A 26,287-nucleotide genomic window follows, 5' to 3' on the forward strand; every position below is an offset into this window, starting at 1 on the left:
GTTTGTGCAGTAGATGACTCACGCTCTGAATTTACGATGCTCAAAAGGATAAAAAGTGTTGCCTGGGGCCTATTGAACCAGACAGGCCTCGGTGGTAGCGTTCAGCTGTACCTGGACGGCGCGCTGAAACAATACGGCTGGTTTAAAAGCTTCCACGCCAAACAATCGATTGATATCAACGGTGACCCGCTTCCCTGGTATACCTATCCTTTTATACTTTTCTTAAAACCGCGTTTAAAGCCTGAATTCGAGGTTTTTGAATATGGTTCCGGTAATTCCACCCGCTGGTATGCCGCCCGCGTCAAGCACATTTCCGCCGTGGAGCACGACCGCGAGTGGATCGCGCAGATCAAACCGAAACTGCCGTCGAATGCCGAGGTACTGGAACGTCCATTGGGCGACAGCTATGTCAAATCCGTACAATCGACGGGCGTGAAGTACCATATTGTGGTCGTGGACGGTCGTAACCGCGTCAAATGCGCCAAGTACGCTGTGGATTACCTCCTGCCCGAAGGCGTGCTCATTCTCGATAATTCCGAGCGCGACTGGTACACCGGCGCCAAGGAATATCTGGCCGGAAAAGGCTACCGCCGCCTCGATTTCATCGGTATGGCGCCGATTGTGGGTATTGAAACCTGCACCAGCGTGTTCTACCGTGACGGCAACTGTCTGGGCATTTAGGCCAAGACGGCCCTGTAAACGATTTTCACGCATTCTTTCCCGCCAATGCGCTCCTTGAAACGGCTGAGCGAAGGCTTGCCATGCCCGCGATGATCGAGTGAAATGCCGAGGTCGAGCAATGCCATGTTTTCACGACGGGCGTATGCGAAAGCCGCTTCAAAAAGTACCAGCGAGGGGCTCAGCGAGCGGTATTCGGGCAAATAACCGGATGTATAATGGTACAGTATCGTATCGCTCACCCGCACCATCACGGCTGCCGCAACGGGCTTGTCGTGAAGTACTGCCGTTAGAATCACGTAATTTCCAGGATTGAGACTGGTGGAATTTGCCAGTTTTTCGAGCGATTCGGCGCATTCGTAGCCGTGCGCGGCGCTGCATCGCCGCAAAAAACCGACGACAGTTTCGTCGATCGGGCCTGTTTTCCAGCTCATTTCCAGTCCGGCCTTTTTGCCTTTCACTAACCGCCGCCGCTCCGCAGGCTCAATTATTAGCCCAAAATCCTCATTACCAATTGGAATATAATGGTTAGAATAAGTATGATTGGGTAAAAAACCGGAAACGAGGTAGCATTCGTGGCACAAGTCGTGCGCGGAAGGAGCGTAGCAGGAAGGGGCCGTTTTAACGACCAGTGTGCGGCCGCCTTGTCCGGATACCCATTCACGGATGCAGGCGAGCAGGAACAACAGTTGTGATCGGGAGCAACCTTCCGACGGCATAATGCCTCCAAATGGAGCGCAGGGAGGTGAAATCCAGTCCGGAGAGCCTCGTAAGCAGTGAAATACGGCCAAAATGCCACCAGAGGCTTTGGAAGTTAGAATAAATGAATAAATTACGTCAGAAGAGTGTGCGCCGAGTTGCGCTCTTTGGAAGAACAGCCAGGGGGCGGTAGAAGGAAATGGTGCCTGCTCCAATGGAAATACCGCGACATCGGCGTCGGCATTAGTCCATGAGCAGCGTGAAGTGTGTGTAATATTACTACTGACCGGGCCCAAAAGTTATAAGATGTGTACTAAATCTGCTCAGATCAAGGAATTTGATAAATATTTGGTATACTAATTTGATATTTTTTATGTTTAATACAATGCTGATTACTATTTTTGTTAATTCATCAAATCAGTTCAATGAGAATGTACAAAATTGTACTGGTTGGTAATCAGGATAGTCTTGCAAAGGGCAATCACAAAGCTGGAAACTGATTGCCCGGATTAATTTGACACCAGTATTTTTTTACACCCATCGGACCCAACCCATCCATGAAACACATACTGATCGCCGAAGACCACGCCGTGGTAAGAATCGGTACCAAACACCTCCTCAAATCACTGATTCCGGACTCTACCATTTCGGATGTCGACGATTTTGATAAAATTCTTCAGGAACTCGAGACGAAGGCTTATGACCTCCTGATCCTGGATATCAATATTCCCGGCGGTAACACTACCAAAATGGTGGAAACCATTCGCGCGAAATCACCGGGTATCAGGATACTGATGTTTTCCAGCTACGACGAGCAACTTTACGGCCTGATGTACCTCCAAGCAGGTGCCGACGGTTACCTTTCCAAAGATGCACCCGAAGAAGAGTTCAAAACTGCGGTAATGAGCGTTTTGAATAACAAAAAGTACATGAGCGAAGATATGCAGCAAATGAATATCAATCGTCTCATCAACCCGAAGGAATACATGCCGGACCCGATCGTGAGCCTTTCGCCGCGGGAAACCGACGTGATGAACCTTCTGAAGGAGGGGTTGGGTACCGCAAAAATTGCAGAGAAACTGAACTTGCAGCTCTCTACCGTAAGTACTTACAAAGCCCGCATCTTCGAAAAGCTGGGCGTAAAGAACATCGTAGAGCTGATCACCAAGATCAAGTAATTTTTTTCTTACCATATCGAAAAAGGGTTTCTGTACCAGGTGCAGAAACCCTTTTTTATGACATTAAACGAGTAATTCATGCGTAAGCTGCGTGTAGACGAAATGGACCGCCTGTCGGTCGAACAGTTCCGGGAGGCCGACAAATTTCCGTTGGTGATCGTGCTGGACAATATCAGGAGCCTGAACAATATAGGGTCGTTTTTCCGTACAGCCGACGCATTCAGGGCGGAGAAAATCGTGCTTTGCGGGTACACGCAGGCGCCCCCGCACCGCGAGATTACGCGCAGCGCGCTTGGGGCTGAGATGGCGGTGGCGTGGGAGAAGTCGCCCGGCGCAAGGGAAGCTGTGGAATCGCTGAAATCGCAGGGGTACAAGGTATGGTGCGTGGAGCAGGCGGAGGGCAGCGTATTGTTGCAGCATTTCGAGCCGGAGCCCGGCGTTGCACATGCGTTTGTATTCGGGAATGAGGTGGAAGGCGTAAGTAACGAGGCCATTGCGGCGTCGGACGGATGCCTGGAAATCCCCCAGTTTGGTACGAAGCACTCTTTCAACGTTTCCGTGTCGGCAGGTATCGTGCTTTGGGATTATATCCGTAAAAAGATAATATAAAAATAATATCGAAAATTTGCTATTTATAAATTAATAATGGGTATTTGTAGGTTATTGTCTGACGACAAAACGGACGTCTCGTACCTCGTTTTCAGAGCCAGGCGTCATGTATCATCACTGTAATTCTTAATATCAGGTTTATGAAATCCGCTACCAAGAAGTTATCGACAGAAATTGCTGAGACACTTACCGGAAAAATCGAGTCAGTATCTGCCGGTTCGAAAAAAATAAAGAGATCGATCGAGAAAGCGGCTGCCAAACTGGCGAAGAAAGTAGCCAAATTCGAAAAAGAAACGCTTAAGAAAAAAGCCAAGGACGCTAAAAACGCGGAAAAGAAAGTAAAGGATAAAAAAGACGGGAAAAAGAGCAAAGCGCAGAAAGCTGAAAAGGTAGCGGCACTGGTAGCAGCAGCTTCATCGAAAGCGCCCGTAGCGGCGCCTGCCAAGCCAACCGTTGGCAAAGAAGCCAGCGCGCCGAAAGCGCCTGCTAAACCTGCTGCCCCGAAGGCAGCTCCTGCCAGACCGGCAGCCAAACCTGCCGCGGCTCCCGCAGCAGAAGCTCCTGCCCCCGAAAACGCTTAATCGTTTCCGGCAAATACCCAAGACGGCCAGCATCGGTACCCGGTGCTGGCCGTCTTGTTTTATGCTCTACGGCCTATCGTCACGAGCAGGCGGCCCGTCAAACCTTTTTCTGCCCGGTGCGAGAAGTAATCGTCGTTGTGAATGACGGTGGAATAGGGCGATACTTCGATATTTTCAGGCGTCAGGCCGCTGCGGATCAGTTGATCGCGGTTGGAGGCTTTCAGGTTTACCAGGAATTTCCCCGAAGCTTCGTCCCAACGCTTATAAACAGATGTAAAATGCTGCGCCACGTCGTTGTCTACCTCGAAACTGCATTCGTCGATGCACGTGCCCACGTAGCCCAGGCAGTCGGCCGGATTTGTACCGTAGTGTGCCCGCATTGCGGCCACGGTCTTTTCCACAATACCGCCGACCGTTCCCTTCCAGCCCGCGTGAATGGCTGCCACAGCGCCGGTAATGCGGTCGTAAATGAGGATCGGCGTGCAATCCGCCACGGTCACGGCCAGGTGAATGGCCGCAACATTGGTAATGAGGGCGTCGAAGCCTTCGAAACGGGAGGGCTCGGTCACGACCACGATGTCCGTCCCGTGTACCTGGTGTGCTTTGGCCACCTGTTCGAAAGGAATGCCGAGCGAGCCGAAGAAAATGCGGTTATTTTGCAGGATATTTTCCTGCGAATCCTGCGAGCCGCCCAGGTTAAGGGATTGATAGTGCCCCGTGCTCACTCCGCCGTGGCGTGTGCTTTCGGCAGCTACCAGTTCGGGAAATGGATTAAAAATGGCTGGTTTGCGGAATATGGGACGCTGGTCTGTCGTCGGGGAAGCGAGCATTCGAATTGTTTTTTAAAGGAAATGAGTACCAAAATTAAACGATCGCGCTGCGCGAAACATTTCGGGCCGAATTTATTTTATACCAACGGGGTTATCTGCCCGGCGGCGTTTCGCAATGGAACCGTAAAATAGCCGGGCGCGAATTTTGCGTATAATTCAGCTAAATTTGTGCCGGGCGATACCGCTCAATCAATGAACGTGTAACTATGATAAAAGTGAGTGTGTGTGTAGTCACCTACAACCACGAAAAATTTGTAGCCAAAATGCTGGATTCGATCCTCATGCAGGAGACTACTTTTGATTTCGAAATTGTAGTCGGGGACGATCTCTCCAAAGACAACACCCGAGCCATATTAACCGAGTACCAGCAACGTTTCCCCGATAAAATCAGGCTTTTGCTGCACCCCAAAAACATGGGCCTGAATGGAAAGTTCAATGCATTAGCCACCTTCGCGGCTGCCAGAGGCGAGTACATTGCGCAGTTTGACGGTGACGATTACCTGCTCGTGCCCGACAAACTGCAAAAGCAGGTCGAAATGATGGATGCTAACCCGCATTACTCCGCCTGCTTCCACAATGCAAGGGTTATTTTCGACGACAATGCCGCGCCGCCCTACCTGGTGAATTCATTAAAAAAGAGAGAATTTACCGTCGATGACCTCATCGGTGAGGACGAGCTTTGCTTCATCGCAACTTCCGCGTTAATGTTCCGTCGCGAGGATTTTGCGAAGAATCCCGACCCGGAATGGACGAACAAATCGACGAGCGGGGATATCCCCCGCAACATCATGCTCGCCACGCGCGGCCCGATCGGCTATATCGACGAAGTAATGTCCGTTTACCGGAAGCAACGCGGCGGCGCCAGTTTCGCCGACAACCATTACGGCGCCGATTTCCTGTTCAATCGCATTGAAATGTATACCAATATCGACAAGGAATTGAAATACAAATACCATGATCTGCTGACGAAGAACATCGCAACCTACTACTATAAAATGCTGTTTTCGAAAGAGTACGGCGATACGTACTGGCCGCGGGTCAAATATGCGGTGAAGTACCTCTCGATGGCGGACCCCTCGCCGGAGCGGAAGAAAGAGGTGATCCGGGACTTCATCATCCCGCCGGTTTTTATGAAAATATACAGTTTCTTCGCCATCAACCTATATAACCTGAAAAGCAGGGCGTCCTGACAGAATTGATGGCAACAAAAAAGGCCATTTCAATGCGAAATGGCCTTTTTTGTGTTTTAGAACAGCTTCTCTTGCGGTGGTTTCACGCCTTTCAGGCGAATGTATACCGTAGCTTGTCCGCGGTGGTGAGTCTGGTGCTCGAATGCCTTTTCGAAAGCAGTACCGGCCTTCATGTCCATTCCGAATACCTTCACGTCTTTCGCGAAGTCGGCGTCGGTCATACCTTTCAGCGATGCGATCACGTAGTCGTAGCTGTCCAACACGCCTTTGCTTACGGCTGTTTTGGATTGGTCAGCCATTTTTTCCAGAGAACCTTCCATCGGTTTTTTCTTGCCGGTGGCAGCCGAAATGAATGCATAATTGGCATCGGCGAGGTGGTCCATCTGCTGGGCAAACGAACGGATTTCGGTGGTCGGTTTTAATGCGTAACCATCCTCGGGCATGGCGTCCAGGTATTCCTTGGTAAATGCTTTGGCACGTTCCCAGTCGGCGATCTGCTTGGCAACGGTGGTCTGGGCAGAGGCAACTTTGCCGGCCAGTAAAAACATGCAGATAATAGCGATTCTTTTCATTCGATTTTTGTGTTTGGTGGTTGATATATTTTGCGAAAGGTAGCGGGAAGGAATGCGATTGTCAACAACCGGGGGAAATATTTAAGCAACGGTAATGTGGCCTCCGGTTACCTGTTGCCGGTGCTGAGCGTCAAGAAAATCGGGCCGTAAGGTTGACGTTAAGCGGCATATTTCTTTATTTACTTTTTGCACCAACCATTGAACCGAATCCTATGCCCGGAAGCTCAGAAGAACGCGCCCAGAAATACCTGGACCTGGGCCACAGCGAAGCCGAAAACCACGCGAAAACCCAGTTGGAACTATACGAAAAGCGTGTGCAGCAGACCTCTTCGGTGACCAACGTCATTTCCGAGTTCTTCAAAACCAACCTCTTCGGTTTCGCGTGGCACTACATCCGCAGCCGCTTCGGCGCGCGCCACCCGTACCAGGCTTACCCGCGCAATGACGATACGGGCATTTATCCGCTGCAATCGTCCGTCGCATCGCGGGAGGAAATCAGCATCGCATTGCTGTCCGACTGGGCCAGCGACACCGCGGAATCCGATGCGGTCGCCAACCTGGTTGCGCGCCACGCACCCGATTACACGATCCATATGGGCGATATTTACTTTGTAGGAACGCCGAAAGAGGTCGAAGAGAACTTCACGGCGCCTTACGCCTCGTGGTATTACGGCCTGTCGGGGAGCCTCGCGCTTTCGGGCAACCACGAGATGTATTCGAACGGCAATGCATTCTTTCAGCATTTGCTTCCCGCCATGTACGCGCAGGTGGGCGAGGTGCGCAAGACGCAGCAGGCGGGGTTTTTCTGCCTGGAAAATAATTACTGGCGCATTATCGGCATTGATACCGGCTATACTTCGGTAGGGCGTCCGTTTTTCGAGATCCTGTCACCGCCTGACTGCCATCTGAGAAAGGAACAAGTGGCCTGGCTCCGCGACGTCGTGCGCCTCGGCGACCCTGCCGATACACGCGGCATCATGTTTTTGAGCCATCATCCTTATATTTCGGCGTTCCGCGAGGAATATGTACGGCCGGGCGAGCAACTGCAAAAGCTCCTGGGCGACGCGCAGCGGCCGGTCGTGTGGATCTGGGGGCACGATCACCGGCTGGTAGCCTACCGTTTCGACCGCAATGGAAAAGGGCCGATGGCCTACGGGCGCTGCATCGGCCACGGCGGGCTGCCGGTGGAGATCAAGCCGCCCGATGCCGGTGAATCCTATAAAATCGATTATTACGATACCCGCGTTCGAAAGGAAATGAAGGGCCATGCGCTGGGTTACAATGGATTTGTGCGGCTGGCGCTGCGCAACGAAAAACTCGTGGCCGAATACCGCGACCTGGACGATACCATCGTGATGCAGGAGAGCTGGACGGTAAACAAGCAGAACGGCCAGCTCGGTTGGAAGCTTGAAAGCGTCCTGCCTGAACTGGCCGTTCGAAAAATATGATCAGGCCCTTGCGGGCGGGATGTCAATGGTGATCGTCGTGGCTTTTGTCTCTGTAAAAGGCGGCGAAAGTCACGATCAGACCGATGGTTCCGAGAATGAATACGAACAGGTCGGCAAACACGGCCAGGATAACAAAAAGGATGATAAATGCTGCGATATAAGCAAACGTAGGCAGCGATTGAGGCTCAGTATGGGTTGTATCAGACATATTCGGAATGAATTAATAGCTTTCGATGCTGCGAAAATAATAAATCGCGCCTAAGTTTCTCGCATTCACTTCCGTTTTTTAGCCGTGCGGGTCAATCTTCTTCTTTCGGCGATTCAACGCATTGTTTGGTCAAAAGAGATGCATGGTGCTGATAGTCAGCATGAAATTGTATTATTTAAACAAAGTGCATGGTGCTGTACATTTTTGTGGTATCCTGCCAAGAACGGAAGTGGCGATTCAAATAACTTTCAAACAGTTATGTATTTGGTTATTGAATCATATTTCGATATAAAGTATTTTTGAGGTGTTGATTTTCGGAATAATATTTTGAAAAACCTAACTTCTCACTCCTATGAAAATCCTTTACACCTTCCTGATCCTGTTTTTCTTCGGTGCCCTCTCCGCCCACGCCCAAACCGTCAATAATGCGGAGCACGACGCCTATTTCGCCGATTTCTACGTCATGCAGGTGAAGCCGATGCAATTCGAGCTCAGCTACAAATATCCCAAAACCGACCGTGTGCTCGTCCGTATCAGGGACGAGGAACAGAATGTGATTTTTGTGGAAAAAACATTGGTTTACAAGCGCTATCACAAGAATTTCGACCTCACGATCATGCGCGACGGAAAATACACCTTCGAGCTGACGGACGGCGAGGAGAAATTTGTACAGTCGTTTGTGGTAGCCACGAAAACGCAGCGCGTGGCCACGGCGTTGTAGGCTTGTTCGTTATCCCAAAATCCATACTTTTGTTTTAGTAATCACAGGCCGCCATTCTCCGGTACGGGAATGCGGCTTTTGCCTCTAAAACAATTGCCAATGCCCTATATTATTGGTTGTGATATCGGCACAACAAACGTCAAGTCGGTTGCTTTCGACACCGTTTCCGGGACCATTCTCGCCTCGCACAGTGAAAGTTACGAAATGCAGCACCCGCAACCCGATTGGAGCGAGCAGGACCCCGAAGAGATTTTCCAGGCTGCGAGCAAGACGCTGAAAAAGGTAATCACGCTTTGTAAGGGCAAGGGCGATCCGGTCGGGGTCAGTTTCAGCGCCGCCATGCACGGCGTGCTGGCGCTGGACAAAGACGGCAAACAGCTCACGAACCTCATCATCTGGGCCGATAACCGCAGCGCCGATGTGGCGATCAAACTGCGTGCTTCGCAGGTGGGCAGGAAGATCTATAACAACAACGGGACGCCCATTCACGCAATGTCGCCTGTGTGTAAGTTGTTGTGGATGAAGAAGAATGAGCCGGAGATTTACCGTAAGGCCAGCAAGTTCGTGGGCGTGAAGGAGTACATCGTATACAGGCTCACGGGCGAATTTCTGGTCGACTATTCCATTGCTTCGGCCACGGGTATGTTCAATATCCGTGAATTGCAATGGGATGCCTACACATTGAAAAAGCTGGGTTTGAAAGCCGAAAAGCTACCCAGGACCGTATCGCCCTATCATATTGTAAAGCTGCCGAAAAGCAATGATGCGAAACTGCCGGAAGGCATTCCGCTCATTATGGGCGCCAGCGACGGCTGCCTGGCGAACCTGGGCAGCGGGGCCATCAAAACCGGCTCGATGGCCGTGACGATCGGGACCAGTGCCGCCGTGCGGATCTGCTCCGCCAAGCCATTCTCCGACCCGTTGATGCAGACCTTCTGCTATGTGCTCGACGAGAAAACCTACATCGTAGGCGGGCCGTCGAACAACGGGGCCGTGATTTTCGAATGGCTGATGAACACTTTCTTTCCCAAAGAAGAATACGATGCTGTTTTCAAATCGGCAGAGGGTATTAAACCAGGGTCGGAAGGGCTGCTGTTCTATCCCTATCTGCTTGGTGAGCGTGCGCCGCTGTGGAGCTCGTCCGTTCGCGGCGGGTTTTCGGGGCTCGATATCACACATACACGGGCACATTTCGCACGGGCGGTGATGGAAGGGATTCTGCTGAATTTGTACAGCATTGGTAAAATACTGATGGAAATGCAACCGATCGACACCATTTTCGCAAATGGCGGCTTCGCCCGGAGCGCCACCTGGGTGCAAATGCTTTCAGATGTTTTTGGCAAGACCGTGAAACTGAACGAAACCGTCGAGACCGGTGCTGTCGGGGCTGCCATGATGGGCCTGAAAGCGCTCGGATTCGCCAGGGATTTTTCCGAGCTGACGGCATTCACGCAGGTGGGGAAGGAATTTGATGCAAACAATAGGACCCACGAACAATACGACGCGCTCGCCAAGAAATTCAGCAAAGGTGCGCAGCTGATGTTGGCTCATGCAGTCTGATTAGCCGGTTTTGGTATTCAAAAAGAGGCTTCCTGTTCATGGGAAGCCTCTTTTTGATTTCGATCTGACTAGCTGTTAAAACTTGTAGGTAACACTCAAACGGTAGTTTCTCGGAGGATCCGCCTGCCAGTAGTAGGCTTTCAACCAGTCGTAATAACCACCGCTGTACAGGTATTTGTCGAGAATGTTGAACACGTTCGCCGTTACGCGGACATTGTTTTTCTCCCAGAATACACCGCCGTCCAGTTTGAAGTAATCAGGCTGGTTGAGGCTGGTATTGGTAGTTGACCAGTTGGTAGTTGCGCGGCCGGCGAGATAGGTGAAACCACCTGAAACACCCGCACCTTTCAGCGAACCGTGCTGTACTTTGTAGCTCAGCCACGCGTTGGTGGTGTGTTTCGCATAACCCGGGATCAGGTCGCCTACTTTAATGTCTGTTACGCCTTCGGCTACTTTGGTCACTTCCGAATTGGTGTAAGCATAGTTGGCAGTCAGGTTCAGGCCGTTGACGATCGTACCGCGAAGGTCGAATTCAACACCCTGCGCCCTTTTCTGGCCGAGTACAATGCTGAGGCCTGAGTTGGGCGGGCTGTTCGGGTCGGAGGTCAGCTCGTTGTTTTTCAGAATGCGGTAGAATGCGAGGGTCGTATTCCAGCGCCCTTCCGCCCAGTCGCGTTTCACCCCAAACTCGGTGTTGTTACCCGTGATCGGTTTCACCGAACCGCCTACCAGACGTCCCGATTGCGGAATGAATGCCTGGTCGTACAAGGCGTACAACGAGGTGTTTTTGGTGAGTGAAATGCTCAAACCGATACGTGGCGAAAAGTGTTTCGCTTCCTGCGCGGCACCGCCGTATGCCGATTGTTTTACATATGTATAACGGCCAGCGAGTGTCAGACGGATTTTGTTGTCGAGGAATCCGAGTTCGTCCTGCAAGTAAAGGCCGGTGTAGTTCTGGTCCTGCAAACCGCCGCCTGCTGCCGCACGTGATTCGAGGTTCTGGCTGCGGTCAAATACCGGGTAACCCATTACCGGCGTGCCGTAGTAAGGGTTTTTAGGGTCAAATTCGGCGCCTGCCGAGTCGAGCGGGAACGATTGTGACCAGTCGGCGAAGTAGTTTTTGCTGCCCACATCGAAGCCACCGAGAATGCGGTGCCTTACGCCGCCTGTTTTTACATCACCATTCACAAATACCTGGCCCAGGGTCATTTCGCTCTTCGCGTCCCACACGCCTACGCCACGGATCAGTTTGCCGTCGGGATTAACTGCCCATGGCCACATGCTGCTGCCGGTCTGGCCGTAATTGAAATAAGCTACCTGCGCAGTCAGTTTCCAGTCTGCATTGAGGTTATGCTGAAGGTTTACAAATACGCTCTGGTCTTTGATGCGGGTAGGAGCGAGGCCCGGAGGCATTGTCGTGAAATCGCGTGGGAGAGAAGCATATCCGTCCGGCGAGAACACGTAGAACGATCCTACGTCTGACATTTTAGCATATTGCAAGGTGTATTCTGCCGTCAGCTTGGTCTTCTCGTCGATCTGGTAGGAAACAACCGGTGCGATGCTGTAACGGTTGTTGTATTCGTAGGGGCGGAAAGAGCCCTTGTTTTGCGCCGCCACATTGAGGCGGTACAAGAACTTGCTGTCTTTGCTGAGTTTGCCGTCGAGGTCGAGGGTACCGCGGTAGAGGCCGAAGCTGCCCATGTTGAAAGAAACTTCGCCTTTCGTCTGGCCGGTTGGTTTTTTGGTAACCACATTGTACAAACCACTCGGGTCGCCATTGGCCAGCATAAAGCCTGCGGGGCCCTTCACGAATTCGATGTGGTCGACGAAGCTCATATCCTCCGTCAATGGCCCCCAGTAGGAGTTTACGACATTGAACCCGTTGCGGAAAGCCTGGATTTGCGATCCGCGCATGCTGATATTGGCATACATATCGCCCCAGTGTTCCAGGCGTACGGCGCCGCTGACATTGCGGATCAAACCGTCGCTCATACTGATCACCTGCTGGTCGGCCAACACTTTGGCGGTCACCACCTGCACGTTTTGCGGGGTTTCGAGGATCGGCGTGAGCAGTTTCATGCTCGATGAAAACTGGTCCGACTTGTAGGTAGTGCCGCTTTTCACGATAACTTCCTGCAATTCGTTAGCGCTTTCCGACAATGTGAAGGAGACATTCACGGTCTCGCCGGCAGTTACATCCACGTCTTTTTCCTGGGTAGCCACACCCACGAAGCTCACCAGCAGGGTATAGCTTCCCGGTTTGACGCGCTCAATTGTGAATTTTCCTTGATTGTCCGATACGGCGCCCCGTGCGGTTCCTTTGATTCCGACGGAAACCTGCTCTGCCGGTTGTCCATCCGAGCTCAGTATTTGTCCTGATATTCTGCCGTTTTGCGCAAATGCGGAGGCGCCTGCCAGCAAGAATAGGATGAAAATATAAAATTTCTTCATTTTGTTTAAAATTGGACTAAATAGTTAACGAGCCGCAAATATCATGCTGTAATTCTTATCAGGCAAGGTTTTATTTAGATTTATTTAAAATAGTATTGTATAGCCGGTTATACTCAAACCATTACCACAAAAAAAGCCGCACCGTCCATTCGGACAATGCGGCCTGAAACTGATCTTTAAAAACGGCTATTCTTTCGCCTTCACTTCTTCCACCATTTTAACGGTGATCATCTTTTTCTCAGAAGAATTGCCCCAGGAGTTCATGATGTAGTTCATCACGTCGGCGATCTTCTCGTTCTCGAGGCCGGGCTCGGGCATCATATTGTCGTACGTGACGCCATTCACGGTAACCTTGCCGATGAGCCCGAATTTGATGGCCTGGATGGCGTTTTCCGGCGTTTTCATCAGGTAATCCGACTTTGCCAGCGGCGGGAATGTGGCCGGGATACCCTCACCTTCGCCCATGTGGCAGCTAATGCAGTTTTCGGAATAGATCATCTTACCGCGCTCGATGCTTTTCGCTAGCTCGTCGTCCTGCGCGCGCGGAATCGCGGCGCAGAAGATGGCGGCTGAGAGGAATGTGAGTAATCGTTTCATGGCATTATTTCGTGAGCGAGAATGGTACGGCTTCCGGCTTTGTTCCCCAGCTTTTCGAAGGCTTGCCGGTCAGGTCAAACTGTACTGTTCCGCCTTTTTGAATGTCGGCGTGTTCGAGGTACGTCTTGTCGTAAGCCTTGCCGTTCAGCTTTGCACCCTGGATGTACAGGTTGGTATCGCTGCTGGCAGGTGCTTCGATGGTGAATTTCTTGCCGTCTTCCATCGTCAAAGTCGCTTTTTTGAATAATGGTGAGCCGATTACGTACTGCGTCGTGCCCGGCGTAACGGGGTAGAAGCCCAGCGAGGAGAATACATACCAGGCCGAAGTCTGTCCATTGTCCTCGTCGCCGCAATAGCCGTCCGGCGTGGCCTGGTACAGCCTTTTCATCACCTGGCGGGTCCAGTATTGGGCCTTATCCGGCGCACCGGCGTAGTTGTACAGGTAAATCATGTGTTGGATCGGCTGGTTGCCGTGCGCGTAGTTGCCCATGTTCATGATCTGCATTTCGCGGATTTCGTGGATCGGGAAGCCGTAGTAGCTGTCGTCGAATACCGGCGGTAATGTGAACACGGTGTCGAGTTTTTGCACGAATTTCTCACGTCCGCCCACGAGGTTGATAAGCCCTTTCACATCCTGGAACACCGACCAGGTGTAGTGAATGCTGTTCCCTTCTGTAAATGCATCGCCCCATTTGAAAGGGTTGAATGGCTTCTGGAATTGACCGTCCTTGTTCTTGCCGCGCATCCATTTGGTTTCCGGGTCGAACAGGTTTTTGTAGTTCTGGCTTCTTTTTAAATACAAATCCACTTCCGATTGCGGCCTTTTCAGCTCCTTTGCCAGTTGGCCGATACAGAAGTCGGCGTAGGCGTATTCCAGCGTGCGGGCCGCATTTTCATTGATTTTTACATCATAGGGAACATAGCCCAGCTCATTGTAATACTCGTGACCGAAACGGCCTACCGAGCTTACCGGGCCCGCATTCTGGGTATTTTTCAAAACGGCTTCATACAGTTTGTTGATATCGTAGCCGCGGATGCCTTTGATGTACGAATCGGCGATCAACGACGCGGAGTTGGAGCCGATCATACAATCGCGGTGGCCCGGACTGGCCCATTCGGGGAGGAAGCCGCTTTCGTCGTATGCGTTGGCGAGGCCTTCCATAATGTGCGCATTCAAGGTCGGGTACATGAGCGTAAAGAAGGGGAACACGGCGCGGAAGGTATCCCAGAAGCCGTTGTCCGTAAACATATATCCCGGCCGCACTTCGCCATTGTAAGGGCTGTAATGTACCACTTTGTTGGCTTTGTCCATTTCATAAAACTTGCGTGGGAACAGCAGCACGCGGTAAAGGCAGGAGTAGAATGTGCGGATCTGGTCGATATCGTCGCCTTCCACTTTAATGCGCGACAGCTCGGTATTCCAGGCCTGCTCGCCCTTTGCCTTGGTGGCGTCGAAAGAGTCGTTGCCCAGCTCGCGTTGGAGGTTCAGCTCCGCTTGCTCGGGGCTGATAAAGGAGGAGGCTACCTTGATGCCCACCTGTTCGCCTCTTTTGGTTTTAAAGCCCACCACTGCGCCTACGTGCGCAGCGCTGAGTTCCAGCGTGTCTTTTGCCAGCGTTTTGCCGTGGAATGCAGACGAGAATGTAAATGCTTTGTCAAAAACCAGTACAAAATAGTTCTTGAAGTTGGCCGGTACGCCGCCGCTGTTTTTGGTAGTATAACCAATGATCTTGCGCTCTTTCGGCAGGACTTTTACATAAGAACCCCTGTCGAATGCGTCGAGCAGTACATAGGAAGTATCGGCTTGTGGGAAGGTAATGCGAAACTGCGCGGCGCGCTCGGTCGGCGTGATTTCGGTAGTTACGTCGTAATCGGCCAGGTATACCTTATAATAATGCGGCTTTGCGGTTTCGGCTTTGTGGGAGAACCAGCTGGCGCGTGCTTCCTCGTCAATTTTCAGTTTGCCGGTAATGGGCATGATCGCGAACTGGCCGTAATCGTTGATCCAGGGGCTCGGCTGGTGGGTTTGCTTGAAGCCGCGGATTTTTTCGGCATCGTACATATAAGCCCATCCGTCGCCCATTTTGCCGGTTTGCGGCATCCAGAAATTCATTCCCCAGGGCAGGGCGATGGCCGGGTAGGTATTACCGGCCGACAGGCTGAATTTCGATTGCGTACCCATCAGCGTGTTTACATAATCGACGGGATTACCGTTGCCTTGCCCGTAGGATAATTGTGCGGCAAAAACAAGGGTAAAAAAGCAGGAAAGGATTTTTTTCATCTTGGGGACAATTCTTTTATATATTGAATCTGGGAAATGAAATGCAGGGACAAAAGTAATCGAAGGCCAGAGAACAAAAAGGAATAGCCCCAAAGATTTCCCAACGGTACGATTCCCTGCCATTTTGTACCGGCATAATTCTTTTTGAGGTTAAGTTCCGAATCTATATCAATCCACTATGACAGAACACCTGAACCGCCTAACACCCCGTCAGATCGTTTTCGAGCTCGATCAATATATCATCGGACAAAATGACGCAAAGCGCAACGTAGCGATCGCTTTGAGAAACCGGTGGAGGCGAATGAATAGTCCCGAGGACATTCAACGGGAAATTATCCCGAACAATATATTAATGATCGGCGCTACGGGTGTCGGCAAAACCGAGATCGCCCGCCGGCTGGCCAAAATTGCCGACGCGCCGTTCGTGAAAGTGGAAGCTTCCAAATTTACCGAAGTAGGTTATGTGGGCCGTGACGTCGAAAGCATGGTACGCGACCTCGTGGAACAGGCCGTGGCGATGGTACGGACGCAGAAAAAGGAGGAAGTGAAAATCAAAGCCGAACAGGCCGTGGAGGACATTATCCTCGACGCGTTGATCCCTCCCGTGCATGGTTCGGGACCGTCGAAGCCACTTACCGATAATGGTTCCGAGGAAATGCCCCACAGCGATGCCGAGCTGAACCAGCGTACCCGCGAGCGCTTCCGCGAGAAAATCCGCAACGGCGAGCTCGACGGTCGTAAAATCGAAATCGAAGTACAGCAAAACCAGATGCCGAATGTAGGCATGATCGGCGGGGCGGTCGACGACGTTTCCATGATGAATATCCAGGAAATGATCGGTAATATGATGCCCCGGCGCGGAAAAAAACGCAAGGTTACCGTTGAGGAAGCACGCAAGCTGCTGCTCGACGAGGAGGCGTCCAAGCTCATCGATATGGACGAGGTGAAGCTCGAAGCCATTAAAAAAGCGGAAAACCTCGGCATTATATTCATCGACGAAATCGACAAGGTGGCATCGAGCCGGTCGAGCAGCAGCGGCCCCGATGTAAGCCGCGAAGGCGTGCAGCGCGATTTGCTGCCAATCGTGGAGGGAAGCTCCGTGAATACCAAGCACGGCGTGATCCAGACCGACCATATTCTCTTCATCGCGGCCGGTGCATTTCACGTGTCGAAGCCGTCGGATCTCATTCCCGAGCTCCAGGGTCGTTTCCCGATCCGGGTAGAGCTGAACAGCCTCACAGAAGGTGATTTTTACCAGATCCTGAAAGCCCCTAAAAACGCATTGACCAAGCAATACAGCGCCATGATGGCGTCCGAAGGTGTAGAGCTGGAATTTGAAGACGGTGCATTGCGCGAGATCGCCCGCATTGCATTCGAAGTAAACAGCGAAGTGGAAAACATCGGTGCCCGCCGCCTGCAAACCGTGATGAGCTCCCTGCTCAACGACTTCATGTTCGATATCCCCGACGTGATCGGCGACGGTTCCCAACTAGCCGTCACCGCCGAAATGGTGCAGGAAAAACTGTCGGCGCTCGTGAAAAACAGAGATTTGAGCCAGTATATTTTGTAAAGGGAGGAAGGAGGAAAGGGAGGAAAGTTTCTTCCCTTTCCTCCTCTATTCAAAAAACAGCCATTCAAAAGCCTTCGGGAACTCCTTGCTCCATTGCTTTTCGTCGTGCTCGCCTTTGGCGTCGACGGCGGATTTGATCCTGACGCGGCTATATCCGAAGCTTTGCGTTTCGAGCGTATCTTTGAGCTTGTTCACGTTCGGGATCATGTGTGTGCCTTCCTTCCCGCCCGCGTACAGGTAAATGCGCGTTTCGAACGGCTCGAAGAAGTGGATCGCGTCGAAATAGACTTTTTCTGAAATCCATAGCGCCGGCGAGAATACCATGAATTTGCCGAATGTCTGCGGGAACATCAGCGCGGCGTACATGCTTAGCAAACCACCGACCGAACTGCCCCCGATACCGGTATTAAGGCGGTCGGGTTTGGTGCGGTATTTCTGATCGATATGCGTTTTGAGCGGTCCGGCGATGAATTGAAGGAATTTGGCGCCGTGGCCTTTGCCCAGCTTCGTGTTGTCATAAGGCGAAAGCTCCTGCACGCGGTCTTCCTCGCCGTGGTCTACGGCGACGACGATCACGCCTGCCTTGTGCGCCTTCGCAAGTTCCGCAAGGCTTTTGTCGATCTCCCAGTTACCATATTCCGAGCCTTCGCCGAAGAGGTTTTGGCCGTCGGTCATGTATAATACCGGGTATCGCTGGTCGGGATTTTCGTAGTAATCCTGCGGCAGCAGCACGCGCACACGACGGGTACGGCTGAACTGCGCTATCTCAAAAGCTTCTGCAACGGTTTCGACGATGGGGGAAAGGTCCGCCTTGGTCGAAATGTCGGTTTGCCAACGGATCACATGGTCTTTCACCAAAGTCTCGCCTGCCTTGATCAGGCGGTTGCCATAAGGTCGGCCGGCGAGGTCGAGTTCCACCTGGTTCCAGCCGCCGCGGGTATATTTGTATTCGATGGGATCGGGCAATTCCAGGTCTTCGGGGAACTGGTACCGGTAATTGCCCGGACTTACCATTGTCATCCGATATGCTTCCAGGTCGGGCAGCCACTTGCAGAAATTGCCAGTGATGAAAACCGGTCGGCTATCGTGGGTTGTGGTACTTAGTTCAATGGTAAGGGTGTCAACTTCTACTTGCATTCTACTCTTGTACTTTCATTGAGTCACTATGGGTTACGGCCACAAAAGTACTTATTTATCAGCTTTTTTTGACATAATTTATGAATTCGAATCGAAAAATATGACGTTCGTCAGCCTCGTGGGTGACGCGTTCCGTCTCTTCCCACGCACCTGGTTGGTCGATCTCGAAGAAGGTATCGCCCTCGATGTCCGTATGCACTTTGGTCAGGTAAATGTCGGTAGCGATAGCCTGTGCCTGCCGGTAGATCTCGCCGCCGCCCACAATGCAAACTTCTTCCGGGTCAATTGCTTCCGCCTTTTCGAGCGCCTCTTCCAGTGAATGCACGACCACGACACCTTCAAACGCAAAATCCGCATTCCGTGTAATCACGATCGACGTACGCCCGGGCAAGGGTTTGCCGATCGATTCGAACGTTTTGCGTCCCATGATCATCGGGTGGCCGAGTGTCAGTTGTTTAAAGCGTTTCAGGTCGTCCGGTAGCCGCCACAGAAGCTGATTGTCCTTGCCGATCGCGCCATTGCCGGCGGCGGCTACGATGATTGATATTTTCATTGCTCTCACTTACAATTTATACCCTCTCAAAAAATCCCCGATCGCCATCCGCTTTTTCCCTTCAATCTGCAATTCCTCCACCGCCAGCCAGCCATCGCCCGCGCGGAAATGCAGGTAGGATTTGTTGTCCGTTGCATAGGCACCCGGCTCGGCATTGCCTTCAAAATCAACCTGTTTTGTTTTGAAAACCTTACACGAAAGACCATTCAGCGTCGTCCACGCCGCGGGATAGGGTGATAAGCCGCGTACGAAATTGTGAATGTCTCCGGCCGGGCGGGCCCAGTCGATTTCGCAGGTTTCGCGGAAGATTTTCGGCGCGGCTTTGATATCTGCAGGCTCGGATTGGGGTTCTTGAGGATAGCTGCCCGCTTCAATGGCTTGCACGGTTTTCACGACAAGGCTCGCGCCTTTGCGCATCAGGCGCTCGTACAATGTGCCCGCATTGTCGTCGGGGAAAATGGGTTCGCGGTCCTGGAAGATGATCTTACCGGTGTCGATGTCTTTTTCAATGAAAAAGGTGGTGACGCCGGTTTCGGTTTCGCCGTTGATCACGGCCCAGTTGATAGGCGCCGCGCCGCGGTATTGGGGCAGCAGCGAGCTGTGAAGGTTGAAAGTCCCTTTCGAGGGCATACTCCACACAACCTCGGGCAGCATGCGAAATGCGACCACCACCTGCAAGTCGGCGTTGTAGGATCTGAGCTGTTCCAGAAACTCCGGATTTTTTAATTTTTCGGGTTGTAAAACTGGGATACCACGCGATTCTGCGTATATTTTCACAGGTGATGCCGTCTGCTTCTGGCCCCGGCCCGCAGGCTTGTCGGGAACAGTTACGACGGCCACAACATTAGAATTGTTCTCGACCAGACTTTGTAAACTCGGGACCGCAAATTCGGGTGTCCCCATAAAAATAATTCTCAACGGATTTGACATAAGAAGATGTCGCTTTTGGATAAAAATGGTGTTACCATTCACAAATATTGTTATTTTTGTCGTTCCTTACAGCAAATTATGGTGAACACAAAATCATATCGCAACCGAAAAGAAAAGGTTTTCTAGCCTTCTACGAGAGTATCGTTAACTCCTGTAGAGCGGTCTTCGAGCCGTTCTTTTTTTTTATGCAGAATTTCAAAAATCAAAAGACTTAAAAACATTATTAAGGTCATGGCTAAAATTTCATACTACACGGAAGAAGGACTAAACAAGCTGAGGAACGAGCTGAATGAGATGAAAACCAAAGGCCGCACGGAGATTGCACGACAAATTGCAGAAGCGCGGGATAAAGGTGATTTAAGTGAAAATGCAGAGTACGACGCGGCCAAGGACGCGCAGGGCATGCACGAAATGAAAATCGCCAAACTGGAAGAAATCCTGTCGAACGCGCGCGTGATCGACGAGTCGACAATGGACACTTCCCAGGTTTCCGTTCTTTCCAAAGTGAAGATCAAAAACCGTAAGAATGGAATGGAAGTGACCTACACGCTGGTATCCGAAGAAGAAGCGGACCTGAAAACCGGCAAAATCTCCGTAGGCTCGCCGATCGGCAAAGGTTTGCTGGGTAAGAAAGTGGGGGAAACGACAGAAATCAAGGTTCCGGCCGGGATGATGGAGTTCGAAGTACTGGATATCAGCCGTTTCAACGGAGAATAACAAGTGATAGATTCACAGGTTGGGTTGCGGGGCAAAGTGTGCTCCGCAACCCAACTTTTTTAACACCACACATACTATGAAAATCAAAGGCATCCTGCTCACCGTCCCGTCGCTGCGCGTGGATGGTATTGCCCTCTTTCCGTTCATTCTGGCCAAGCGAAAAGGGCCCTCGCCGGTGTTCCTCAATCACGAGCGTATTCATTTGAAGCAACAGCTTGAAATGGGCCTGATTATCTTTTATGTATGGTATCTGACCGAATATTTAATCCGGTACCTGCAATACAGGAACCATTATTTAGCATATCTTCATATTTCGTTTGAAAGGGAGGCCTATACCCACGAAAGCGACCTGGATTACCTCCGTAAACGGCGTTTTTGTGCGTGGTGGAAGTACCTTTGACGACGCATTTTTTAGTGGTTATTTAAATTAAAAGTATGTCAGATCAGCGCACAGAGTTTCTTTATAAGTACCTCAACAATGCTTCCCCTACCGGCTTTGAATCAACCGGTCAGCAGATATGGCTCGACTATATCAAGCCATATATTGAAGAACAGATTATCGACGTCTACGGAACCGCCGTGGGCGTGATCGGCCCGGGCCAGGATTACAAAGTGGTGATCGAGGCGCATTCCGACGAGATTTCATGGTTTGTGAACTACATTTCGGAGGATGGCTACATTCATGTTCGCCGCAATGGCGGCTCCGATGCGGCCATTGCGCCATCCATGCGTGTGAACCTGCATACCGCCAAAGGCGTGGTGAAAGGTGTATTCGGCTGGCCGGCCATCCACGTGCGCGACACCGCCAAGGACCAGGTGCCCAAAGTGCACGAGCTGTTTATCGACGTGGGGGCCGCCAAAAAGGATGAAGTCCTCGAAATGGGCATTCACGTAGGCACGGTGGTGACTTTCGCCGACGGCCTCGATGAGCTGAATGACAAATATTACCTCGGCCGCGCGCTCGACAACCGCATGGGCGGATACATGATCGCGGAGGTGGCGCGTATGCTGCACGAGAACAATGTGAAGTTGCCGTTTACATTATACGTGGTGAATGCGGTGCAGGAAGAAATCGGCCTGCGCGGCGCGGAAATGATCTCCCGCCGACTGAAACCCGATTTGGCGATCTGTACCGACGTGACGCACGACACGCAGTCGCCGATGTATAACAAAAAGGAACAAGGCGACCTAAAATGCGGCAATGGTCCGGTGATCTGCTACGGTCCGGCGGTACAAAACAATGTCCGCGACCTGCTGATCCGCGTGGCGGAGGAGAAAAACATCCCGTTCCAGCGCCAGGCAGTAAGCCGCTCGACCGGTACCGATACGGATTCATTTGCTTACTCAACGGAAGGCATTGCATCCGCATTGATCTCATTACCATTAAAATACATGCACACGACCGTGGAAATGGTTTCCAAGGACGACGTGCAGAATGTGATACAACTCATGTACGACGTACTCCTTTCGCTGAAAGGCGGGGAGGATTTCCGTTACATTAAGTAATGCACTAGCGGGGCTGTTATGGCAGCTCCGCTAAACACACACCTTTCGTTAGGATACTTCATAACTTCATCAACTTACTGGAAAACAATGGACAACAGGGCACGCGGGCGCGGGGCCGCTATCAACACGCGCAACAAATTCTTCAAGCACGAAATCGAATACACCTCCGAAGACTGGCAGCAGTGGGAAGATCCGGAGGTCAATCCCAAAACGCAATTTATCGAAGAGGAATCCAAGACGCTCATGAGCGTTTCGGACAGCCCCGATCTGCCTGATTTTCATTCGATCAATCCCTACCGGGGTTGCGAACACGGCTGCATTTACTGCTATGCCCGCAACTCCCACGAGTACTGGGGCTTTTCGGCGGGGCTGGATTTCGAAACCAAAATTGTCGTGAAAAAGAATGCACCACAGCTTCTGGAAAAGCTTTTCAATTCCAAAAAGTGGGTGCCGCACCATATTCACATTTCAGGAAATACGGATTGCTACCAACCCGGCGAAAAAAAATACCGCATCACGCGCCAGCTGCTGGAAATATGCCTGCGCTACCGGAACCCTGTCAGCATTCTCACCAAAAATGCATTGATACTCCGTGACCTGGATATACTGGAAAAAATGGCCAGACTAAACCTCGTACACGCGGCATTATCAATCACTTCTCTGAATGAGGAATTGCGCAGCGCATTGGAACCTCGGACGGTGACGGGCAAACGCCGCTTGCAGGTACTTAAGACGCTCAGCGAAGCCGGAATTCCCACAGGCGTTATGACGGCTCCGATCATCCCCGGCCTGAACGACCAGGAAATACCCGCACTCATCCAGGCCATTGCCGAAAACGGGGCATTATGGTCGCATTACACGGTTGTGCGGCTGAATGGGGCTATTTCAACCTTGTTCGAAGAGTGGATTAACCACCATTTCCCCGATCGCGCGGCGAAGGTTTTGAACCAGATCAAAGAATGCCACGGCGGGGCGGTGAACGATTCGCGGTTTGGCATTCGAATGGTAGGAGAGGGCAGTTTCGCGGAGCATATCCGGCAGCTGCACGATCATTGCTGCCGCAAATACCTCGCCGGCCGGGAGCTGCCGCCTTTGGATACTTCGCAGTTTATGCGGGCCGGGCAGATGCGGCTTTTCTAGTTTTTAATGCCGCTGCGGTGCCTTCGTGGCATTAAAACCCTAATTTGCCATTCCTAAATCTGACTCCATGAAAACAATAGCCCTGGCCATAGGCCTTACAGCCGCATTAGGCCTCAATAGCAACTGCGTTAACACCACTTCCCAGAAAAGCCCGGCCATGGCCGATTCGCTGTCGGCAGCGCCCGAAGACCTGCTGAAAGCCAAAGGCCCGACCACCGGTGCTGATCAAACGTCGCAATATCTCGACTATCTGAAAGGGAAAAAAGTAGGTATTTTGGTCAACCAGACCTCCATTATCGGTACCAAACCGATCGTGGACAGCCTCGTGGCACTCGGCGTGAACATCGTCACCATTTTCGGCCCCGAGCACGGTTTCCGTGGCACGGCGAGCAATGGCGATAAGGTCGGCGACAGCGTCGATCCGAAAACCGGCATTCCGGCCATTTCGCTGTACGGCAAGTTGAAAAAGCCCACCAAAGAGCAAATGGCGGCTATCGATCTGATGATTTTCGACATTCAGGATGTGGGTGCGCGCTTCTACACGTACATTAACACGCTCGGGCACGTGATGGAAGCCTGCGCGGAGAACAACAAGGAAATGCTCATCCTCGACCGACCCAACCCGAACGGTTTCCTCGTCGACGGCCCGGTGCTGGAAGACCATTTGCATTCAGGGATCGGAATGTACAAAATCCCCATTTCACACGGTCTCACGATAGCTGAATTCGCCCGGATGATCAACGGCGAAGGCTGGCTGCCCAACAAGATGCAATGCAGACTGAAGATCATCAAGGTAGCGAATTACACCCACGATACGCCTTACGTGCTGCCCGTCATGCCGTCGCCGAACCTTAACACGCAGCAATCAGTGATGCTTTACCCGCATATCTGCCCGTTCGAAGGCACCATTCTCAGCCAGGGACGCGGCACGTACATGCCTTTTACAGTACTTGGCGCGCCGCTCCTGAAAGGGAAATACGACTTCTCATTTACCCCGCACAGCATCAAAGGCATGAGTGAAACGCCGCTGCACCAGGACAAGGAATGCTACGGCCTCGATTTGCGTAAATACGATTTGAAGGACATCCGTAAATCGGGGAAACTGAACCTGAAATGGCTCATCGAACTCTACAATGCCTATCCCGACAAGGAGAAGTTTTTCGATATGAGCCAAAGCAAGCAAATGGGCAACTTCGACAAACTTTCCGGCACCGAAAACCTTAAAAAGCAGATCATCGCCGGTGCCTCCGAAGAAGAGATCCGCAAAAGCTGGGAGCCCGGTCTGGGGCAGTACAAGGAAATGCGAAAGAAATATCTGCTCTACCCCTGACCGCTGACCACTCCTGACTACAAGTAACAATTAATGACAACAATTGACTAATCGCGGCCGAAAACAAAACATCCCAGGGATAATTCCCGGGGATGTTCAATTATTCTCAACGATATTTAATTAAAAACTGGTACGCGATTTAGTTTAGGTTTGTACTCTTTATGTCGTGTGCGCCTGAGGAACAGATGTGTGCATAATGCTCAGTATCATGCCAAATGCTCATTCGACCGTAATTACGTTTGTCGCGATAAAACAGATGCCTGGACCTCAGAAAAATTTCTCAAAATTGAATGAAGCCCAGGCTTTCTGTCGGGGTAAAATATATAGTTACTAAATAGAAGAGGGTGTTTACGTGTTATAAAATTACTTCGCACGTGGGTCCTCGGCAAATCTAAGGGGTGAACTGTAAGTTTTTTGGGGTGAAGTCCGGGAAAGTGTAAGTAACCGTTTTTTAGCGGTCGGTTCGAGTTATCAGGAGAAAGTTTTGATGCGACTAAGTAGCTCGGCCCGGTTGTCGTTCGTGATGGGAATTTCGATGTCGTTGATCATCACATGCACGTAATCAATGCCCGTAATGGCATTCAGGTTGATGATAAACGATTTGTGGACGCGGAAGAAGTAGTTGCTCGGGAGCTGCTGGAGCATGTTTTTGAGCGTCTCGCGGATGGTATATTTTTTCTTGGTGGTATGCAGTTCCAGGTAGTTGTCGTCGCTGCGGATATAGAGAATGTCCGTCAGCATGATCTTGGTAAACAGGTGTTTTTCTTTGATGAACAGGGCGTCCTTGATCACCGTCGTGTCCTCTTTTTCCTCCGAAGTAGTTTCACCTGCCAATGCAGCCAGGCGATAGTTCTTCAAAGCCAGTTTCACAGCCGTGTACACGGTGATTTTCTGGAAAGGTTTTTGTAAAAATGCGTGCGGGGCCGCCTGCAGCGCCGCATTCACGACCGCAATGTCCTCGTGGGCGGAAAGGAACAGGAATGGGATTTTGAAATTCTCACGAATGTAATCCGCCAGGTCGATGCCGGTTTGGTAGCCGTTCAGGTTGATGTCCAGCACGGCCAGGTGAAACACCTTGCTGTTCAGTATTTCGGTTGCAGCCGTATAGTCTGTTGCGATATCATTTGCCTCGTAGCCAAAGCCGTTTAGCAGAAATTGGAGATGTTTCGCAATGATAAAGTCGTCTTCAACGATTAGAATGTTCATTTTAGGTATAAATAGTCAGCCTTGCCCGCCTTTAATTGAGATGTGAAATGGTTAATGCTTAGGAGCATTTCCGGCACCGGTCCGATTTTGGTATACAAATAATAAGATAATATACGAATTAATTGCAAAGAGCGATTGAGGGACTGTGTCGAATTATCTGCTGTGAAGAGGGTATAGGAGTAACCAGGCTTTAAATTAAAGGCAAAATAGGCTCTTCCACAAATGTTTGTGCAATTGTAGCAATAGTTTTATCTATATCCATTAACTGCGACAATTTGTTTTTAATTTGAAATATTTAATTTAATATTCGGATAGTGATATAGAGGCGCTTTTGTTACCTGTATGTTTTTTTTCCTTCTGAGACATCCGGCCACACTCCGGCCGTCGTATATCTGTCCGAATGGTTGTTAACACCACCAGTGCCCTTCGTTAATAGTTGCTTGTAATCTGCCGTACTTCCGGCAGCGGTCAGCTTTTCCCGGGATTCCGTCTTTTCACGACGGGGTTTGCATCGATGTTTTTCTCGCTTTTACGATCACTTTTTCAGTTTAACGCTACTGTTTTAAACTTCTACCACATGCAAGTTTCTATGTTG

General features: G+C 51.1%; 25 protein-coding genes. 14 read left to right on the top strand and 11 right to left on the bottom strand.

Going from position 1 to position 26,287, the window contains the following annotated elements:
• Positions 1 to 36: 36 nt before the first annotated feature.
• Positions 37 to 681 carry a hypothetical protein gene (locus H144_RS0111350; protein WP_019942183.1) on the top strand — a complete coding sequence of 215 codons (645 nt, stop codon included), beginning with the start codon at positions 37 to 39 and terminating at the stop codon, positions 679 to 681.
• On the opposite strand, the gene H144_RS33850 is transcribed toward H144_RS0111350, so the two are convergent.
• Positions 678 to 1,397, bottom strand: coding sequence for a GNAT family N-acetyltransferase (locus tag H144_RS33850; RefSeq protein WP_084599941.1), 720 nt, complete (start codon positions 1,395 to 1,397; stop codon positions 678 to 680). The genes H144_RS0111350 and H144_RS33850 overlap by 4 nt on opposite strands.
• A 537-nt stretch (positions 1,398 to 1,934) precedes the next feature.
• Between H144_RS33850 and H144_RS0111360 the strand changes: the two genes are divergently transcribed.
• The 3 genes from H144_RS0111360 (at position 1,935) to H144_RS0111370 (ending at position 3,745) form a co-directional block, all read left to right on the top strand.
• Entirely contained in the window at positions 1,935 to 2,555 is a 621-nt protein-coding gene (locus H144_RS0111360) for a response regulator transcription factor (RefSeq protein WP_019942185.1), read from the top strand.
• Between the two features lie 78 nt (positions 2,556 to 2,633).
• The gene (locus tag H144_RS0111365; RefSeq protein WP_019942186.1) at positions 2,634 to 3,164 is read left to right on the top strand and encodes an RNA methyltransferase; all 531 of its coding nucleotides are present in this window, start codon (positions 2,634 to 2,636) and stop codon (positions 3,162 to 3,164) included.
• A gap of 140 nt (positions 3,165 to 3,304) precedes the next feature.
• Positions 3,305 to 3,745: a hypothetical protein gene (locus H144_RS0111370; RefSeq protein ID WP_019942187.1), complete on the top strand. Its 441-nt coding sequence runs from the start codon at positions 3,305 to 3,307 to the stop codon at positions 3,743 to 3,745.
• Positions 3,746 to 3,804: 59 nt separating this feature from the next.
• On the opposite strand, the gene pgeF is transcribed toward H144_RS0111370, so the two are convergent.
• Positions 3,805 to 4,575 (bottom strand): peptidoglycan editing factor PgeF, encoded by a 771-nt coding sequence (gene pgeF / locus H144_RS0111375; protein WP_019942188.1) that lies wholly within the window; start codon positions 4,573 to 4,575, stop codon positions 3,805 to 3,807.
• Between the two features lie 206 nt (positions 4,576 to 4,781).
• Here pgeF and H144_RS31720 point away from each other — a divergent pair, with 206 nt between their 5' ends.
• A complete protein-coding gene (locus tag H144_RS31720; protein ID WP_033402496.1) occupies positions 4,782 to 5,765 on the top strand; it encodes a glycosyltransferase family 2 protein in 984 nt (327 codons plus the stop codon).
• Positions 5,766 to 5,821: 56 nt separating this feature from the next.
• Here the strand turns inward: H144_RS31720 and H144_RS0111385 are convergent, their stop codons facing one another.
• Positions 5,822 to 6,337, bottom strand: a complete 516-nt coding sequence (locus H144_RS0111385) for a DinB family protein (protein WP_019942190.1) — start codon at positions 6,335 to 6,337, stop codon at positions 5,822 to 5,824.
• A gap of 212 nt (positions 6,338 to 6,549) precedes the next feature.
• Between H144_RS0111385 and H144_RS0111395 the strand changes: the two genes are divergently transcribed.
• Positions 6,550 to 7,785: a metallophosphoesterase family protein gene (locus tag H144_RS0111395; RefSeq protein WP_019942192.1), complete on the top strand. Its 1,236-nt coding sequence runs from the start codon at positions 6,550 to 6,552 to the stop codon at positions 7,783 to 7,785.
• Between the two features lie 22 nt (positions 7,786 to 7,807).
• Here H144_RS0111395 and H144_RS0111400 read toward each other — a convergent pair whose 3' ends face one another.
• Complete coding sequence (locus H144_RS0111400; protein ID WP_019942193.1) at positions 7,808 to 7,993, bottom strand: hypothetical protein; 186 nt, start codon at positions 7,991 to 7,993, stop codon at positions 7,808 to 7,810.
• A 352-nt stretch (positions 7,994 to 8,345) separates the two neighbouring features.
• Here H144_RS0111400 and H144_RS31725 point away from each other — a divergent pair, with 352 nt between their 5' ends.
• Together H144_RS31725 and H144_RS0111410 are read left to right on the top strand one after the other, a co-directional pair.
• Positions 8,346 to 8,714 carry a hypothetical protein gene (locus tag H144_RS31725; protein WP_019942194.1) on the top strand — a complete coding sequence of 123 codons (369 nt, stop codon included), beginning with the start codon at positions 8,346 to 8,348 and terminating at the stop codon, positions 8,712 to 8,714.
• A gap of 99 nt (positions 8,715 to 8,813) precedes the next feature.
• On the top strand, positions 8,814 to 10,274 hold the full coding sequence (locus H144_RS0111410; RefSeq protein WP_019942195.1) for a gluconokinase: 1,461 nt from the start codon (positions 8,814 to 8,816) through the stop codon (positions 10,272 to 10,274).
• Positions 10,275 to 10,349: 75 nt separating this feature from the next.
• On the opposite strand, the gene H144_RS0111415 is transcribed toward H144_RS0111410, so the two are convergent.
• The 3 genes from H144_RS0111415 to H144_RS0111425 all read right to left on the bottom strand — a co-directional run bounded on the left by H144_RS0111415 (position 10,350) and on the right by H144_RS0111425 (position 15,603).
• Positions 10,350 to 12,725 carry a TonB-dependent receptor gene (locus tag H144_RS0111415; protein ID WP_019942196.1) on the bottom strand — a complete coding sequence of 792 codons (2,376 nt, stop codon included), beginning with the start codon at positions 12,723 to 12,725 and terminating at the stop codon, positions 10,350 to 10,352.
• 186 nt (positions 12,726 to 12,911) lie between these two features.
• Positions 12,912 to 13,322, bottom strand: coding sequence for a c-type cytochrome (locus H144_RS0111420; RefSeq protein WP_019942197.1), 411 nt, complete (start codon positions 13,320 to 13,322; stop codon positions 12,912 to 12,914).
• Positions 13,323 to 13,326: 4 nt separating this feature from the next.
• Positions 13,327 to 15,603: a GH92 family glycosyl hydrolase gene (locus H144_RS0111425; protein WP_019942198.1), complete on the bottom strand. Its 2,277-nt coding sequence runs from the start codon at positions 15,601 to 15,603 to the stop codon at positions 13,327 to 13,329.
• Between the two features lie 178 nt (positions 15,604 to 15,781).
• On the opposite strand from H144_RS0111425, the gene hslU reads away from it, so the two are divergent.
• Complete coding sequence (gene hslU, locus H144_RS0111430) at positions 15,782 to 17,173, top strand: ATP-dependent protease ATPase subunit HslU (RefSeq protein WP_019942199.1); 1,392 nt, start codon at positions 15,782 to 15,784, stop codon at positions 17,171 to 17,173.
• Positions 17,174 to 17,218: 45 nt separating this feature from the next.
• On the opposite strand, the gene H144_RS0111435 is transcribed toward hslU, so the two are convergent.
• From H144_RS0111435 to fmt, 3 genes are read right to left on the bottom strand one after another with little or no spacing between them, the layout of a single operon-like run.
• Complete coding sequence (locus tag H144_RS0111435; RefSeq protein WP_026350613.1) at positions 17,219 to 18,310, bottom strand: alpha/beta hydrolase; 1,092 nt, start codon at positions 18,308 to 18,310, stop codon at positions 17,219 to 17,221.
• A gap of 58 nt (positions 18,311 to 18,368) precedes the next feature.
• Positions 18,369 to 18,863, bottom strand: coding sequence for a dihydrofolate reductase (locus H144_RS0111440; protein ID WP_019942201.1), 495 nt, complete (start codon positions 18,861 to 18,863; stop codon positions 18,369 to 18,371).
• A 9-nt stretch (positions 18,864 to 18,872) separates the two neighbouring features.
• The gene (gene fmt, locus H144_RS0111445) at positions 18,873 to 19,793 is read right to left on the bottom strand and encodes a methionyl-tRNA formyltransferase (protein ID WP_026350614.1); all 921 of its coding nucleotides are present in this window, start codon (positions 19,791 to 19,793) and stop codon (positions 18,873 to 18,875) included.
• 231 nt (positions 19,794 to 20,024) lie between these two features.
• On the opposite strand from fmt, the gene greA reads away from it, so the two are divergent.
• The 5 genes from greA (at position 20,025) to H144_RS0111475 (ending at position 24,486) form a co-directional block, all read left to right on the top strand.
• The gene (greA, locus tag H144_RS0111455) at positions 20,025 to 20,510 is read left to right on the top strand and encodes a transcription elongation factor GreA (RefSeq protein WP_019942204.1); all 486 of its coding nucleotides are present in this window, start codon (positions 20,025 to 20,027) and stop codon (positions 20,508 to 20,510) included.
• Positions 20,511 to 20,586: 76 nt separating this feature from the next.
• Positions 20,587 to 20,910, top strand: coding sequence for a hypothetical protein (locus H144_RS0111460; RefSeq protein WP_019942205.1), 324 nt, complete (start codon positions 20,587 to 20,589; stop codon positions 20,908 to 20,910).
• Between the two features lie 35 nt (positions 20,911 to 20,945).
• A complete protein-coding gene (locus H144_RS0111465; RefSeq protein ID WP_019942206.1) occupies positions 20,946 to 22,016 on the top strand; it encodes a M42 family metallopeptidase in 1,071 nt (356 codons plus the stop codon).
• Between the two features lie 87 nt (positions 22,017 to 22,103).
• Positions 22,104 to 23,156, top strand: a complete 1,053-nt coding sequence (locus H144_RS0111470) for a PA0069 family radical SAM protein (protein WP_019942207.1) — start codon at positions 22,104 to 22,106, stop codon at positions 23,154 to 23,156.
• Between the two features lie 67 nt (positions 23,157 to 23,223).
• Complete coding sequence (locus H144_RS0111475; protein WP_019942208.1) at positions 23,224 to 24,486, top strand: exo-beta-N-acetylmuramidase NamZ family protein; 1,263 nt, start codon at positions 23,224 to 23,226, stop codon at positions 24,484 to 24,486.
• Positions 24,487 to 24,957: 471 nt separating this feature from the next.
• Here H144_RS0111475 and H144_RS0111480 read toward each other — a convergent pair whose 3' ends face one another.
• Positions 24,958 to 25,692 carry a LytR/AlgR family response regulator transcription factor gene (locus H144_RS0111480; protein WP_019942209.1) on the bottom strand — a complete coding sequence of 245 codons (735 nt, stop codon included), beginning with the start codon at positions 25,690 to 25,692 and terminating at the stop codon, positions 24,958 to 24,960.
• Positions 25,693 to 26,287: the final 595 nt, after the last annotated feature.

Source organism: Dyadobacter beijingensis DSM 21582 (genome assembly GCF_000382205.1).
In the GTDB taxonomy this organism is placed as follows: Bacteria; Bacteroidota; Bacteroidia; order Cytophagales; family Spirosomataceae; genus Dyadobacter; species Dyadobacter beijingensis.